Consider the following 14,916-nt stretch of genomic DNA (forward strand, 5'->3'; position numbering starts at 1 on the left):
CGGGGGACGGCGCGTCGCCCGGCGTCCGGCAGGGGCATGCGCCCGACAGGGATTCGAGCATGAGGACACGCCTGCGCGGCGGCCTGTTCGGCAAGTATGTCGGCACGTTCGTCGGCTTCGCCGTGTTCGTCCTCCTGGTCAACGGCGTCCTCGAGGTCGGCTTCACCTATCGCGAGACCGCCGCCACCGTGGTGAAGCTCGAGACCGAGAAGGCCGAGACGGCGGCGACCCGGGTCGCCCAGCAGATCGCCGAGATCGAGCGCCAGATCGCCTGGACGACGCGGGCCAGCGCCGGCGTCGCGCAGCGCCGCAACGACTACGTGTCGCTCCTCCGGCAGGTGCCGGCGATCGACGAGCTGATGCAGATCGACGGCACCGGCCGCGAGCTCCTGCGCGTCTCGCGGTTCTCGGTCGAGGCGATCGCCGGGACCGATTTTTCGCGCGATCCCCGTTTCGTGCAGGCTTCGGCCCGGCAGGTGTGGATCGGGCCGGTGACGTTCCGCAACGAGGTCGACCCCTATGTGGCGATCGCCGTCGCGCATTCCGGCCAGGATGCCGGCGTCACCGTGGCCGAGGTCGATCTCCGCTTCCTGCGCGACCTGATCGCCCCCTTCGCGGTCGGCGACCAGGGCTACGCCTATGTGCTCGGCACCCGCGGCCGGCTGGTCGCCGCCACGGACGGGCTCAAGGCGCCGCGCGGCAGCGATCTCGGCGGCCTGCCGCAGGTGGCCGAAGCGGTCGCCGAGGTCGCGGCGCGGCCGGGTGGCGGCGCCACCGGGATCGCCGCCTTCGGGCGCGATCTCGCCGACCGCTCGGTGCTGGCCGCCGCCGTCGCCATCCCGCGCACCGACTGGCTGATGGTGGTCGAGCAGCCCCTCGCCGAGGCGTTCAAGCCGTTCTACGTGCTGCTCCTGCGGATCGCCGGCCTGATCCTCGTCTGCATCCTGCTCGCCGTGCTGACCGGCGTGCTGCTGGCGCGCCGCATGGTGGTGCCGATCCGGGCGCTCTCGGCCGGCGCCGCGCATTTCGCCGAAGGCGACTTCTCGCACCGCATCGCGGTGCGCACCGGCGACGAGATCGAGGCCTTGGCCGACGAGTTCAACCACATGGCCGCGCAGCTCGACCAGTCCTACGCCCGGCTGGAGCAGACCGTGGCGGCGCGCACCCGCGAGCTCGCCGAGCGCAGCCGCCAGCTCGAGCTCGCCAACGAGCACAAGTCGCAGTTCTTCGCCAACATGAGCCACGAGCTGCGCACGCCGCTCAACGCCGTGCTGGGCTACGCCGAGCTTCTGGTCGACGGGCTCTACGGCGACCTGCCGCCGAAGGCGATCGAGGTGCTCGAGCGCGTGCAGGCGAACGGCCGCCATCTGCTCGGGCTGATCAACGACGTGCTCGACCTGTCGAAGATCGAGGCCGGCCAGCTCGCGCTGTCGCCGGACGTCTACTCGATGCGCGGGGTCGTCGAGCAGGTGGTCGCCGCGACCGAGTCGCTCGCCCGCGCCAAGGGCCTTGAACTGACCGCCGACATTGCCGACGATCTGCCGCTCGGGCACGGCGACGAGAGGAGGCTGACCCAGGTGTTCCTCAACATCGTGGGCAACGCCATCAAGTTCACGGAGCACGGCACCGTCGCGGTCCGCGTCGCCGCGACCGACGGGCGGTTCGTGGTCACGGTGCGAGACACCGGCCCCGGCATCGCGCCGGAGGACCGAAGGCGGGTGTTCGACGCGTTCCAGCAGGTCGACAATTCCACCACGCGCCAGAAGGGCGGCACCGGGCTCGGGCTGGCCATCGCACGGCGCCTGGTCGAGATGCACGGCGGCACGATCACGCTCGACTCCGAGGTCGGCGTCGGCTCGACCTTCGTGGTGCAGGTGCCCGTGAAGGCCGAGATCGCGCATCCGGCGGCCGAGCCCGCGATCGGTGACGCGCGGGCCGGCCCGGCCGCGCCGGGTGAAGCAACGGTGACCACGCCCGCGACGGGAGCGGGGCCGTGAGCCGCATCCTGGTGATCGAGGACACCGAGGACAACCGCCGCATCCTGCGCGATCTGCTCACCCATGCGGGCTTCACGTTGGCCGAGGCCGGCGACGGCGCGCGCGGCGTCGCGCTGGCGCTCGAAGAGAAGCCCGACCTGATCCTGATGGACATGCAATTGCCGATCGTCGACGGCTACGAGGCGGCGCGCCGCATCAAGGCCGACCCGGCGCTGCGGGCGACCCCGATCATCGCCGTGACCTCCTATGCGCTCGCCGGCGACGAGGAGAAGGCGCGCGCCGCCGGGTGCGACGCCTACGTGACGAAACCCTTCAGCCCGCGCCAGCTCCTCGCCAAGGTGAAGGAACTGCTGGGCCAGGCGGGCGAAAAATGACGATGCGCCGGGCTCCTCACGACAAGAATGGTTGCGGCGATGCGCTTCATTTCACCTCTCCCCAGCGGGGAGAGGTCGGATCTCGCGCTTTGGCGCGAGATCCGGGTGAGGGGGTGCCGAGCCGTCCAACTGGCGCCGTAAACCCTCACCCCGGTCGCGCACGTCGTGCGCGCCCGACCCTCTCCCTCAGGGAGAGGGTGCCGGGCACACGCGACGCAACACACCTCCGCCCGCCGACGCGGACAGACGGTCGGCGTTGACATGCACTCCCCGCCAAAAATTCTCGCCGTGGACGACGCGCCGGAGAATCTGGACATTCTTCGCACGCGCCTGACCGCGAAAGGCTATGACGTGATCACGGCGCAAGACGGCGAGGCGGGGCTCGCGCGCGCCCGGGCCGAGGCGCCCGACCTCGTTCTGCTCGACATCATGATGCCGAAGCTCGACGGCATCGCGGTGCTGAAGGCGCTGAAGGCCGACGCAGCGCTGCGCTTCGTGCCGGTCGTGCTGGTGACGGCCAAGGCCGACACCCGCGACGTGATCGTCGGGCTCGAGGCCGGCGCCGACGACTATCTCACCAAGCCGTTCGATCAGGCCGCGCTGGTGGCGCGCGTGCGCTCGCTCCTCCGAATCAAGGCGCTGAACGATCTCGCCGCCGCGCAGGCCGAGAAGCTCGCCGCGCAGGCCGAGGCGCTGGCCGCCGCCAACCGCTCGCTGGAGGCGCGCGTCGCCGCCCAGGTGGCCGAGATCGAACGGATCGGCCGGCTGCGCCGCTTCCTGCCGCCGCAGCTCGCCGAGATCGTGTCACGCGAAGGCGGCGGCGCGCTCGCCAGCCACCGCCGCGAGATCACGGTGGTGTGCTGCGACCTGCGTGGCTTCACGGCGCTCACCGAGGCGTCGGAGCCCGAGGACGTGATGACGGTGCTGGGCGAGTATCACCAGTGCGTCGGCGAACTGATCTTCCGTCACGAGGGCACGCTGGAGCGCTTCGCCGGCGACGGCGTGATGGTGATCTTCAACGATCCCCTGCCCTGCCCGGACCACTCGTCACGCGGCGTGCGGCTGGCGCTCGAGATGCGCGACGCCATGGTGACGCTCGGCGAGACGTGGCGGCGGCGCGGCCACACGGTCGGCTTCGGTGCGTCGGTCGCGGTCGGTTACGCGACGCTCGGCGAGATCGGCTTCGATCAGCGTCGCGAATACACGGCGATCGGCAGCGTCGTCAGCCTCGCGCATCGCCTGTGCGCGGCGGCGAAGCCCGGGCAGGTGCTGATCAGCCAGCGTGTCCTCGCCGCGGTCGAGCCGCATTGCGAGGCGACGCCGGTCGGCCCGCTGGAGCTGAAGGGATTCGCCAAGCCGGTGCCGGCCTTCGACGCGCTGCGCTGGCGCGAGGGATGAGACGGCCGACCAATTCCGTCTGATCAGGTCGCCGTCGTTCCGAGGCCCGACGACGCCGCGAACCCGGAATGCCCCCGCAATCGACGCGCTGGTGCGCGCCGGAGACGTGACGAGAGACGGGAGGCATGGATCCCGGGCTCGGCGCGGAGCCTGTCGTCGGGCCGGCCGCAGGCCGGATCCGATGGCGCCGTCCCGGGATGACCACCCCTCACTGCGCCGGCGTCGCGGTCTGCTCGCCGTCCTTCTTCACCCCCGCCTTCGCGGCCTTGCGGACCAGGAGGTGCTCTTCCCACCGCTGCATCAGCACGAAGAAGGACGGCACGAACAGCACGGCCAGGCACGTCGAGGCGATCATGCCGGAGAACACCGTGACGCCGATCGAGGCCCGCGCCGAGGCGCCGGCGCCGGTCGCGACGACCAGCGGCGCGACGCCGAGGATGAACGCGAAGGACGTCATCAGGATCGGCCGGAATCGCTCGCGCGCCCCTTCGATCGCCGACTCGACGATGCTCTTGCCGGCCGCTCGCGTCTCGCGTGCGAACTCGACGATCAGGATGGCGTTCTTGGCGGAGAGCGCGATCAGGAGCACGAGGCCGATCTGGACGTAGAGGTTGTTGTCGACCTTGAGGGCGTTGAGCACCGCGACCGGTCCCAGCAGCGACAGCGGCACGGCGAGCACCACCGAGATCGGCGCCCACCAGCTCTCGTACTGGCCGGCGAGTACCAGATAGACCAGCAGGATCGACAGCGCGAAGACGACGAACATCTGGTTGCCGACGATCTTCTCCTGATACGACATCGCCGTCCATTCGATGCCGGCGCCGGGCGGCAGGGTGCGGGCCGCGATCTCCTCCATCAGCCGCATGGTCTGGCCGGTCGAGACGCCGGCCGCCGGCAGCGCCACCACGGTGGCGGAGGGATAGAGGTTGTACAGGCTGATCAGAGGCGCCCCGACGGTCGGCGTGATGGTCATCAGCGTGCCGAGCGGGATCATGTCGCCCTTCACGTTGCGGACCGTCAGGTTGCGGACGTCGTCGAGCCGCTGGCGGAAGTCGGAGTCGGCCTGGACATAGACCTGGAAGACGCGGCCGAACTTGTTGAACTGGTCGACGTAGGTGGAGCCGAGATAGCCGGCGAGCGTCTGGAACACCTGGTCGAGCGACACCTGCAGGGTCTCGGTCTTCACCCGGTCGACCTCGACCCTGTATTGCGGCGCGCTCGACCGGAAGGTCGAGATGACCCGCTGGATCTGCGACTGGGTCGAGGCGTTGGCGACGAACGTGTCCACCATGCCCTGCAGCTTGGGCAGGTCGAAGCTGCCGTCGCGCAGCTCGATCTGCATGGTGACGCCGCCGGCGTTGCCGACGCCCTGGATGGGCGGCGGCGGCACCACGAGAATCTTCGCCTCCTGGATCTCGCCGAGCGTCGTGTTGAGCCCGATCAGCAGCGGGCGCAGGCCCTCGGCCTTGCCGCGCTTGTCCCAGTCGTCGAGCATGATGTAGGCGACGCCCGCATTGGCGAGCGAGGCGGAGTTGTCGAGCACCGACACGCCCGCGATGGTGATCACCTGGCGGACGCCCGGCGTCTTGCCGGCGATCGCGCTGACCTGATCGAGCACGGCTTGGGTGCGGGTCAGCGAGGCGCCGTCGGGAAGCTGGACGCTGGCCACCAGATAGCCCTGGTCCTCGATCGGCAGGAAGCCGGTCGCGACGCGCGTGAATCCCCAGAAGGCGCCGCCGATGATGACGAGCGCCAGCACGGCCATGGTGGCGCTCTTCGCCACCATGCGGCTGATCAGGCCGGTGTAGAGGTGCTCGGCCTTGCCGTAGACGGCGTTGAAGCCGCGGAAGAAGGCGTTGCGCCGCTCCGGCGGCACCGGGGCACGCAGCCAGGTCGCGGCCTGGGTCGGCTTGAGCGTCAGGGCGTTGATGGCGGACAGAAGCGCCGTCGCGGCGATGACGAGGGCGAACTGCGCGTACATGCGCCCGGTCAGGCCGGGCAGGAAGGCGGCCGGCAGGAACACGGCCATCAGCACCAGCGTGATGCCGATGATCGGCCCGAGCAGGATCGCCATGGCGCTGATCGCGGCGTCGTGCCCGCTCATGCCCTTCTCGATGTTGTGGGCGGCGCCTTCCACCACGACGATGGCGTCGTCGACCACGATGCCGATCGCCAGCACGATGGCGAACAGGGTCGAGAGGTTGACGGTGAAGCCGAGCGCCGCCATGCCGGCGAACGCACCGATGATGGTCACCGGCACGGTCGTCGCCGGCACCAGCATGGCGCGCCAGTCCTGCAGGAAGAGCAGGATCACGATCAGCACCAGGATCGCCGCCTCGTAGAGGGTCTTGTAGACCTCGTTGATCGAGGCGGTGACGAACAGGGTCGTGTCGAACGGGATGCCGTAGACCAGCCCCGGCGGGAAGTCCTTGGCGAGCGCCTTCATCTTGGCGTCGACCCGGCTCGCGACGTCGAGCGCGTTGGCGCCGGGCGACTGGAAGATGGCGATGCCGGCGGAGGGCTGGCCGTCCTGGGTGAAGATCTGGCTGTAGGTCTGGGCGCCGAGCTCGACCCGGCCGATGTCGCGCACCCGCGTCACATTGCCGTTGTCACCGGTCTTGACGATGATGGCGGCGAACTGGTCGGGATCGTCGAGGCGGCCGAGCACGTCGAGCGTGTACTGGAAGTTCTGCGCCTTCGGGGCCGGCGGCATGCCGATCTGGCCGGCCGTCACCTGCTGGTTCTGGCCCTGCAGCGCCTGCACGACGTCCTGGGTGGTGAGCGAGCGCGCCTGCATGCGATTGGGATCGAGCCACACCCGCATCGAGTACTGGCCGGCGCCGAACACGTTGACGTTGCCGACGCCGGGCAGGCGCGAGATCTCGTCGTGCAGCCTTATGGTGGCGTAGTTGGCGAGATAGAGGCTGTCGTAGCGATTGTCCGGCGAGGTGAGCGTGACGATCTGCAGGATCGACGTCATCTTCTTCTGGACGGTGACGCCCTGCACCTGCACCGACTGCGGCAGCTGCGACAGGGCGGTCGCCACGCGGTTCTGGACCAGCACCTGCGCCATGTCGAGATCGGTGCCGATCTCGAAGGTCACGACCAGGCTGTAGCTGCCGTCCGACCCGGCGTAGGACTGCATGTAGATCATGCCCTGCACGCCGTTGACCTGCTGCTCGATCGGCAGGGCCACGGTGTCGATCACGGTGCGGGCGCTGGCGCCCGGATAGCTGGTCGTCACCGAGACGGTGGGCGGCACCACGTCGGGATACTGCGAGACCGGCAGCCGCAGGAGCGCGACGGCGCCGATCACGATCATCAGGATGGCCAAGACGTTCGCGAGAACCGGCCGCTCGATGAAGAATTTCGAGATCATGCGTGGGTCGCCCGGGTCACTGCATGGTCTTGGGGCGCGGCAGGCCGCCCGGCACCGGCTGCGGCTGCACGTCGGGCGCCGCCGGAAGCTTCGGCGCGGTCACGATCGGCGCGGCCGGCAGCGTGTTGGGCAGCGGCGGCGGCGCCGGCGGGGCCTCCGGCAGCGTCACCGGAGGGGGCGCCGTGAGCGTCGTGAGCTGCGGGTCGACCTTCTGGCCCGGCACGGCGCGCAGCGATCCGGCGACGACGATGCGGTCGTCCGCCGTCAGGCCGGACTCGACGACGCGCAGCTCGCCGATCTGCGGTCCGACCTGGACCTTGCGCTGCTCGACCGTGCCGTCGGCGGCGACCACCAGCACGTAGCGGCCGCCCTGGTCGCTGCCGATCGCCGTGTCGGGCACCAAGAGGCCCGACGGGATGCGCTCGATCGGGATCCGCACCCGCACGAAATAGCCGGGCAGCAGGCTGCGGTCCTTGTTGGCCAGCACGGCGCGGGCCTGCAGCGTGCCCGTCGAGGTCGTCACGTTCGGCGCCACGTAGTCGAGCGTGCCGACATGCGGGTAGCCGGTCTCGGTCTGGGTGGCGATCTCGATCGGCACCTTCTTGATGTCGTCGCGGGTGAGGCCGCGGCGCGCCATCTCGTCGCGGATGCGCTGCACGTCGGTCTCGCTGACGGTGAAGTTCACCCAGATCGGCTCGAGCTGCACGATGGTGGCGAGCGTGGTCGGCTGGCCGTTGGCTCCGACATACTGGCCGAGCGACACCTGGCGGGCCGTGACGACGCCGTCGAACGGCGCGGTGACGCGGGTGTAGCCGTCGTTGATGACGGCCAGCATGGTGTTGGCCTTGGACTGGTCGAGATTGGCCTGGGCGGTGTCGCGCTGGGCGGTCGCCTGGTCGAGCAGCGACTGCGGGCTCGCCTGCTTGGCGACGAGGTCGACCTGGCGGTCGTAGACGATCTGCTGCTGCTTGAGATTGGCCTCGGCGCCGAGCTCGGCCGCCTTGGCCTGCTCGACCTTCACCCTGTAGGGCTCCGGCTCGATGGTGAACAGGAGCGTGCCCTGCTTCACGTAGTCGCCGTCGTTGTAGCTGATGCCCTGGACGAAGCCGTTCACCCGGGCGACGAGGTCCGCCGAGTTGACGGCGGCCGTGGAGCCGGTCGCTTCCAGGAAGCGGGTCACCGGCTGCTGCACGGGCTTGGCCACCGAGACCTTGGGGGGCGGCGGCGCGACATATCGATTCTGCTCGCCGCAGGCCGAAAGCACGAGGGGGAGGGCGACGGCGGAGGCCGTCACGACAGATCGAACCAGTGCAGTCACGGCGTCCTTCCAGACCTTGCCCGCACCGGACTCGCGCGTCGCGGACCCGGATCGAGCGGCTTTCACCAGGAACGAGGTCCGGCCGCGCGGGCCGGCGCATCCGGCGACGGACCACCCGACCGGGCGAACCGCGCGACGCAAGCCGCTTATACCAGCTTTCGGTTCGCAAGTCGTTTCGCGGCCCCGACCGCGCGCGCCGCCGCGACGCGCCTGGTCGGGGCACCGTCGCCCGTACCAGACCGATGGTGCGCCGGCGGCCGTGCCGCACCGCGGAAAACGACCGACGCCGACAGATCGAGGCGAAACCGCAAATGCCGATTAACCGATCAGGTCTAAGGTCGAAACACGAGACCATGACCAGTCCCCACCATGCCCGACGCGGGCTTCTGTTCGTCTCCGCCTATGCGGCGGGGCTGGTGGTCGTCACCCTGGTCGGCTGGGAGGTCGGCGCCCGCCAGCTCGGCTATGTCCCGCTCACCACCCGGCTGCTCGGCCCCTCCGGCCCGCCCGAGGCCGAGGTCCGCCGCTGGGGCCGCATGATGGTGAAGGCCGACTATTTCGGGAACTGCCGCGAATATACGGTCGACAACCGCACCCAGCAGATCGTCGACAAGGGCATCGTCCCCTGCGAGCCGGCCAAGGAGACCGACAAGCCGAAGCCCACCGGCGGCAAGTTCGACGCCTTCCGGGAGTCCTTCGGGAAGAAGTGAGCTGGATCGTCGCCAGTTGATCGAGGTGTCGGCCTGCGACCTCCTGCATTTGGGAGAGGGTCGCAGGCCGAGGTGATCCGCCGGTCATCGCCCGCCGACGTCAGCCCGCCGCCGGCGACACGCCGATGAACGCACCGACGATCGGCCAGATCTCGTGGCCGCCGCGCCAGATCATCTCCAGCGACACGTAGAGAATCACGGCAAGGCCCACATAGGCGATCCACCGGTGCCGCTGCAGCAGCGCGGCGATGTAGTTCGCCGCGATGCCCATCAAGGCGATCGACAGGCCGAGGCCGAAGATCAACACCCAGGGATGCTCGCGCGCCGCGCCGGCGACCGCCAGCACGTTGTCGAGCGACATCGAGATGTCGGCGACGACGATCTGCCACGCCGCCTGCGCGAAGGTCTTCTGCCGCGTCACCGCGCTCAGCGTGCCGTCGGGATTGATGCGCACGTCGTCGATGCGGCCGGAGGCGTCGCTCGCCACCACGTGCTGGGCCTGCAGCTCGCGCCACATCTTCCAGCACACCCACAGGAGCAGCAGGCCGCCGGCGAGCAGCAGCCCGACGATCTGCAGGAGCTGGGTGGTGGCGGCGGCGAAGCCGATGCGCAGCAGGGTCGCGGCACCGATGCCGAGCAGGATGGCGCGCGCCCGCTGCTCGCGCGGAAGGCCGGCGGCGGCGAGGCCGATGACGATGGCGTTGTCGCCGGCCAGCACCAAGTCGATCATCACGACCTGGGCCAGCGCGGTGAGCGCGCTGCTCGTCAGGAACTCGGTGCTGAAGGTCTCCCACATTCAATCGCTCTCCTGCTGCTGATGCGCCCGCGCGGGGCGTCCGATTCGGGGCGGGAGAGACCCTGAGGCGATGCCGTCGGAGCACGGCTGCACCGCGGCGAGCAATGCTCACCGTGACGCGGGTCCGCGCCGAAGGGAAGGACGAACAGCACCGGGCCACTCCCAAGGGACTTCCAGTCCGACATCGCAGCAGGACGCTGCCAGAGGGGCCCGGACCGGCCGGGACGCGATCCGCGAGCGGATCGGCGCCCGAAGACTCACACGAACGCGATCGTTCGCAACCTCGACTCCCGAACGGGTGTCAACACGGCATCGTCAATGCGCCATCGCCACCAACGTGTGGCCGAAGGCCGACACGACGTGCTCGGCCTCGCTCAGCATGGCGGCCGAGAAGCCGACCAGCGCGAGCACGCCGGCGACGTCCCAGCTCGTGACGCCCCCGTTGTGCGGCTCGTTCCGCAGCCTCGCGACGAGCGCGACGATCCCGGCGGCGGCGAGGGCGGCGAGGCTGAGCGCCGGCAGCGCCAGCGCGCTCGGCAGGAGGCGCGCGACCAGCACGACGAGCAGCACGGCGGCGAGCGAATACACCCCGAACATGCGCGGGCCGGAGCCTTCGCGGCGGAGCGGAGCGTGATCGTAGGACGGATGGAGAAGCGACATCGGGCCCTCCTCGTGACGCAGACGGGCGCCGGCCCAAGGATGGGAGGCACCTGCGTGCCTTTAGAGTTAGGCAGCTTGCCGGCCGGCGAAAATCCGCATCGCCTGGGGCGTAGATCTACGGGGGCCGGTCAATCCGGGCCGGTGCGCGGCACCGGACCCGGAATGACGTCGCACCCGAGGCCTCGAATCAAGGCCGCTCGCGGCTTCGCCGCGCTCCGGGACGACCGGGGCTTGCGACAGCTCACGGCGCGAGCCGCCCCAGCCGGATCGCTTGGCGGACCAGCACGGCGACGCTCTCGGCCTCCATCTTGTCCATGATCTCGGCCCGGTAGCTCTCGACCGTGCGGGTACTGATGGCGAGCTTCGCCGCGATGGCATGGCTGGTGTAGCCCTCGACCACGAGATCGAAGATCTCGATCTGACGCGGGGTCAGCCGGGCGAACCGGACGGCGAGCGATTCCTTCGCCCGCTGTGCGGCGAACTCCTCGAAGGTGCGAGCGAGCGCCCGGTTGATGGCGGCGACGAGCGCCGTGTCGTCGATCGGCTTCTCGATGAAGTCGTCCGCTCCGGCCTTGATGGCGGCGACCGCCATGGCGACGTCGGCATGACCCGAGATCAGCACCACGGGCAGGCGGACGCCGCGCCGGGCGAGCTCGCGCACCAGCGCGATGCCGTCGGTGCCGGGCATCTTGACGTCGGCGACGACGACGCCGATGCGGCCGGGCTCGAGCGCCGCCAGGAAATCGTCGGCGGACGGGAAGGTCTCGACCGCGAAGCCGAACACGCCCAGCATCTCGGCGAGCGAGTGGCGCACGGGTTCCTGGTCGTCGATCACGAAGATGGTGGCGGTGCGGGTCATGAACGGGTCACGGGCGGATCAGGTTCGGAACATGTTCGGATCATGGGCGGGCAGCCGCTCCTTCGATCGGCAGGACGATACGGAATTCGGTCGCGCCGGATGCGCGCGAGGCGAGCACGATCTGCCCGCCGTGCTGCTCGACGATCGCGGCGCAGATCGCGAGGCCGAGCCCGAGCCCGTCCTGCTTGGAGGTGGTGAGCGGCTCGAACAGCGTGTCGGCGAGGTCGTCGGGGACGCCGGGGCCGTTGTCGGCGACCGTGACCTCGACGCCGTCCGGCTCCTGGCCGGGCGACGGCCGGCGCCGCGCCGCGGCGATGCGGACCCGCCCCGGCGCGGTCCCGGCGTCGACGCCGGCACTCACGATCGCCTCGACGGCGTTGCGCACCAGGTTGAGCAGCACCTGCTGGAGCTGGACCGGATCGCCCGTCACGGACGGCAGGCCGGGCGGCACCTCGGCGACGAGCGCCACGCCGTGGGCGCGCGCATCGGCCCCGGCGATGGCGACGACGTCGGCGACGAGATCGCCGATCGCGACCGGCTCGCGCACCGGCTCCCCGCGGCGCAGGAAGTCGCGCATGCGGCGGATGACGGCGCCGGCGTGGTCGATCTGAGCGATCGCGCTGGCGAGGTTCGCCTCGGCCCGGGCGACGTCGCCGCCCGGGGTCTGCAGGATGTGCTGGGCCGCGCGGGCGAGCGCGCGCGCCGCCGTCATCGGCTGGGTGATCTCGTGCGCGAGCGCCGAGGCCATGCTGGAGACCAGATGGAAGCGCCCGGCCTGCGCGGCCTCGGCCTCGCGCGCCTTGGCGCGGCGCTCGGCGGCGCGGGCCATGCGCTCGGCGGAGCGCCGCTCGCTCACCACCACGCCGACCACGAGGCCGGTGGCGGTGAGCACCAGCATCAGCGCCTGATATTCGGTGAAGGCGCGGATGTCGTGGCCGTGCAGGTGGAGGAGCGCGACGAGGCCGAGCTGGACGCCGGCGAGCGCCAGGCAGGCGCCGTCGAGCCCGTGCCGCACCGCCGCCGTCACCACCGGCAGGGCGAGCAGATGGAAATACTTGAAGCCCTCCGGGCCGGGGCTCGCGGTGACCAGCCACAGGCACGCGCCGATCACCACCGCGGTCGCGCCAGCCTCGACGGCGAGCGCGGGGGCGAAGAACTGCTCGCCGGCCCGCCAGGCGGCGGCGAGCCGCAGCACCAGCGGCGTGATCACGGCGATGCCGATGACGTCGCCGACCAGCAGCGGCACCGTGGCGGCGAGCACGTCGCGCAGCCCGAGATCGCCGAAGCCGATCAGCAGCACGGTGAGCAGCACGGCGACCAGGCAGGCCCCGACGAATCCGGCGGCGAGCAGCAGGAGGACGTCGCGCAGATGGCCGAGCCGCGGGTCGATGCGGAAGGCCCGCAGCGCCAACAGGCCCGCCGCCGCGTAGCAGGTGGTCTCGATCGCCGCGACGCCGAGCACCAGCGGCCAGGACAGCACCGTGTCGACGACCAGGATCTCGGCCAGGACGATGCCGGCGAACAGGACCGCGGCGGCGAGCGGGCCATCCAGGGCGACGAGCGCGAACACCACGCCGAGGCCGGGATTCCACGGCGTCGCCGGCAGGCCCTTCACCTCGTGAATGAAGCCGAGCCATTCGAGCGCGACATAGACGGCGAGCGCGGCGAGCCCGGCCGGCACCGACCGTACCGCCGCCGCGGCGCGCGACGAGGCCTCGTTCGACGCGGCGGGGCGCCCAGGATCTGCGGGAGTCGTCATGGCGCCGCATTCGAGCACGCCGGCCGCCACCGGGAAACCCTGGGCGGAGATCGGCCGGACGGCGTCGGTCAGCCGACCACCAGCAGCCGGTCGGTGTCGGAGACGTCCGACAGGAGCTCGCAGCCGGTCTCGGTGACCAGCACCATGTCCTTGTTCTGCATGCCGAAGCCGAAGCCGGTCTCGTAGATCAAGGGCTCGATGCCGAGCACCATGCCAGCCTCCAGCGGCTGGTCGGCGGTCGGCCCGAGATACGGATCCTCGTGCAGATGCAGGCCGATGCCGTGGCCGATGAAGGAGATGCGCGGCAGCTTCAGCTCTTCCGTCATCGTGAGGTAGCGGTCGTAGATGGCCCGCGTCGACGCGCCGGGGCCGATCTCCGCCAGCAGCATGTGCTTGCAGGCGGTGAGATTGGCCCAGATGCGCTCGGCCTCGGGCGGCGCCCTGCCGATCGCCGCCGTGCGGCAGACGCCGGCGTGATAGCCGTCGATCATCGGGAAGATCTCGACCCGGCAGACGTCGCCGGTCTTCAGCACCCGCTCGGTCGGGCCGACATTGGGGAACACGCTGCGCTCGCCGGTGGCGACGATCATCAGCTTGAAATACTCGGCGCCCTGCGCGTAGACGCCGCGGGTGAGAGCGGCGGCCAGATCCATCTCGGTCTTGCCGGCCGCGACCGCGTGATACGACTCGGTGATGGCGCGGTCGGCGATGCGCGAGAGCTTGCGCAGAATGTCGATCTCGCCCGGCGTCTTGAGCTGGCGCAGTCGCGCCAGCAGCGCCTGGGCCGGCGCGAAGGTCGCGCCCGGCAGGCGTGCGGCCAGATCGGCGTAGTCGGCGGCCGGCAGATAGTCGAGCTCGAGCCCGATGCGGGCCTTCGCCAGCCCGTGCTTCGTGAGCGCCTCGGCCAGCACCGCCATGGCGTCGAAGGAGAACTCCTTCCACACGGCGATCTCGGTGCCGGGCGGCGCCTTGGCCCGGATCGTGCTCGCCTCCATGTCGACGACGACGAGCGACACGGCGCCGTCCGCCGTGACGATCGCCATGGCGTGCCGCCAGCGCATCAGCGGCTGGGTCGGCGACACGAAGCCGGTCACATAGGCGAAGTTCTCCGGCGAGCACGCGCAGATAGCGTCGAGGCCGGCCGCCGTCATGGCGGCGACCTGGCGGGCGATCACGTCCTGGCGCATCGAGGATCCTGGTTGGCGGCGGGGCTTGAACGAGCGGGTTTGTATACAGGGCGGGGCGGAGATCGGAGAGAAACAGACCGCGGGCCGCGAAGCAAGACTCAGGCCGGCGCGGCGCCGTCGAGCAGGCCGAGCTCGCGCAGGATGCTCTCGGCCTCGCCGATCGCGTGATTGCCCGCCGGCACGCCACAATAGAGCGTCGACTGCAGGATGATCTCCTTGATCTCCTCCACCGTCAGGCCGCCGGCGAGGCCGGCGCGCACGTGCAGCTTGAACTCCTCCCAGCGGCCGAGCGCGATCATGGTGGCCAGCACCATGCAGCGGCGCGTCTTCTGGTCGAGCCCCGGCCGGGTCCAGATCTCGCCCCACACGATGCGGGTGATCATCTCCTGGAACTCGGTGTTGAAGCCGTTGCGCCTGGCGATCGAGCGATCGACCCAGGCGTCGCCCAGCACGGCGCGACGTGCCGCCATGCCCTGCTC

Annotated in this window: 12 protein-coding genes; 4 read left to right on the forward strand and 8 right to left on the reverse strand. The window is 70.5% G+C overall.

All coding sequences use genetic code 11. The annotated features are described in order from the left end of the window. The first annotated feature begins 59 nt into the window (after nucleotides 1-59). The 3 genes from ACFSOX_RS17140 (at nucleotide 60) to ACFSOX_RS17150 (ending at nucleotide 3,769) form a co-directional block, all read left to right on the forward strand. Entirely contained in the window at nucleotides 60-1,997 is a 1,938-nt protein-coding gene (locus ACFSOX_RS17140; RefSeq protein ID WP_378479034.1) for a sensor histidine kinase, read from the forward strand. Further along, nucleotides 1,994-2,371 carry a response regulator gene (locus tag ACFSOX_RS17145; RefSeq protein WP_378479035.1) on the forward strand — a complete coding sequence of 126 codons (378 nt, stop codon included), beginning with the start codon at nucleotides 1,994-1,996 and terminating at the stop codon, nucleotides 2,369-2,371. Before ACFSOX_RS17140 ends, ACFSOX_RS17145 begins: the two co-directional genes overlap by 4 nt. 288 nt (nucleotides 2,372-2,659) lie before the next feature. Further along, the gene (locus ACFSOX_RS17150; protein ID WP_378479036.1) at nucleotides 2,660-3,769 is read left to right on the forward strand and encodes an adenylate/guanylate cyclase domain-containing protein; all 1,110 of its coding nucleotides are present in this window, start codon (nucleotides 2,660-2,662) and stop codon (nucleotides 3,767-3,769) included. 208 nt (nucleotides 3,770-3,977) lie between these two features. Here ACFSOX_RS17150 and ACFSOX_RS17155 read toward each other — a convergent pair whose 3' ends face one another. Both ACFSOX_RS17155 and ACFSOX_RS17160 read right to left on the reverse strand, forming a co-directional pair. Further along, entirely contained in the window at nucleotides 3,978-7,148 is a 3,171-nt protein-coding gene (locus ACFSOX_RS17155) for an efflux RND transporter permease subunit (protein ID WP_378479037.1), read from the reverse strand. Between the two features lie 16 nt (nucleotides 7,149-7,164). Continuing rightward, nucleotides 7,165-8,442: an efflux RND transporter periplasmic adaptor subunit gene (locus ACFSOX_RS17160; RefSeq protein WP_378479038.1), complete on the reverse strand. Its 1,278-nt coding sequence runs from the start codon at nucleotides 8,440-8,442 to the stop codon at nucleotides 7,165-7,167. A gap of 377 nt (nucleotides 8,443-8,819) precedes the next feature. Between ACFSOX_RS17160 and ACFSOX_RS17165 the strand changes: the two genes are divergently transcribed. Then, nucleotides 8,820-9,176: a hypothetical protein gene (locus ACFSOX_RS17165; RefSeq protein ID WP_378479039.1), complete on the forward strand. Its 357-nt coding sequence runs from the start codon at nucleotides 8,820-8,822 to the stop codon at nucleotides 9,174-9,176. A 100-nt stretch (nucleotides 9,177-9,276) separates the two neighbouring features. Here the strand turns inward: ACFSOX_RS17165 and ACFSOX_RS17170 are convergent, their stop codons facing one another. The 6 genes from ACFSOX_RS17170 to ACFSOX_RS17195 all read right to left on the reverse strand — a co-directional run bounded on the left by ACFSOX_RS17170 (nucleotide 9,277) and on the right by ACFSOX_RS17195 (nucleotide 14,907). Further along, the gene (locus tag ACFSOX_RS17170; RefSeq protein ID WP_378479040.1) at nucleotides 9,277-9,972 is read right to left on the reverse strand and encodes a TerC family protein; all 696 of its coding nucleotides are present in this window, start codon (nucleotides 9,970-9,972) and stop codon (nucleotides 9,277-9,279) included. A 315-nt stretch (nucleotides 9,973-10,287) separates the two neighbouring features. Further along, the gene (locus tag ACFSOX_RS17175) at nucleotides 10,288-10,632 is read right to left on the reverse strand and encodes a hypothetical protein (RefSeq protein ID WP_378479041.1); all 345 of its coding nucleotides are present in this window, start codon (nucleotides 10,630-10,632) and stop codon (nucleotides 10,288-10,290) included. 241 nt (nucleotides 10,633-10,873) lie between these two features. After that, nucleotides 10,874-11,491 carry a response regulator transcription factor gene (locus ACFSOX_RS17180; protein ID WP_378479042.1) on the reverse strand — a complete coding sequence of 206 codons (618 nt, stop codon included), beginning with the start codon at nucleotides 11,489-11,491 and terminating at the stop codon, nucleotides 10,874-10,876. A 40-nt stretch (nucleotides 11,492-11,531) separates the two neighbouring features. Continuing rightward, on the reverse strand, nucleotides 11,532-13,250 hold the full coding sequence (locus ACFSOX_RS17185; RefSeq protein ID WP_378479043.1) for an ATP-binding protein: 1,719 nt from the start codon (nucleotides 13,248-13,250) through the stop codon (nucleotides 11,532-11,534). A 68-nt stretch (nucleotides 13,251-13,318) separates the two neighbouring features. Further along, nucleotides 13,319-14,437, reverse strand: a complete 1,119-nt coding sequence (locus tag ACFSOX_RS17190) for a M24 family metallopeptidase (protein ID WP_378479044.1) — start codon at nucleotides 14,435-14,437, stop codon at nucleotides 13,319-13,321. A 98-nt stretch (nucleotides 14,438-14,535) separates the two neighbouring features. Further along, complete coding sequence (locus tag ACFSOX_RS17195) at nucleotides 14,536-14,907, reverse strand: carboxymuconolactone decarboxylase family protein (protein ID WP_378479076.1); 372 nt, start codon at nucleotides 14,905-14,907, stop codon at nucleotides 14,536-14,538. Between the last annotated feature and the right edge of the window lie 9 nt (nucleotides 14,908-14,916).

This window comes from Rhodoplanes azumiensis, assembly GCF_042682915.1.
In the GTDB taxonomy this organism is placed as follows: Bacteria; Pseudomonadota; Alphaproteobacteria; order Rhizobiales; family Xanthobacteraceae; genus Rhodoplanes; species Rhodoplanes azumiensis.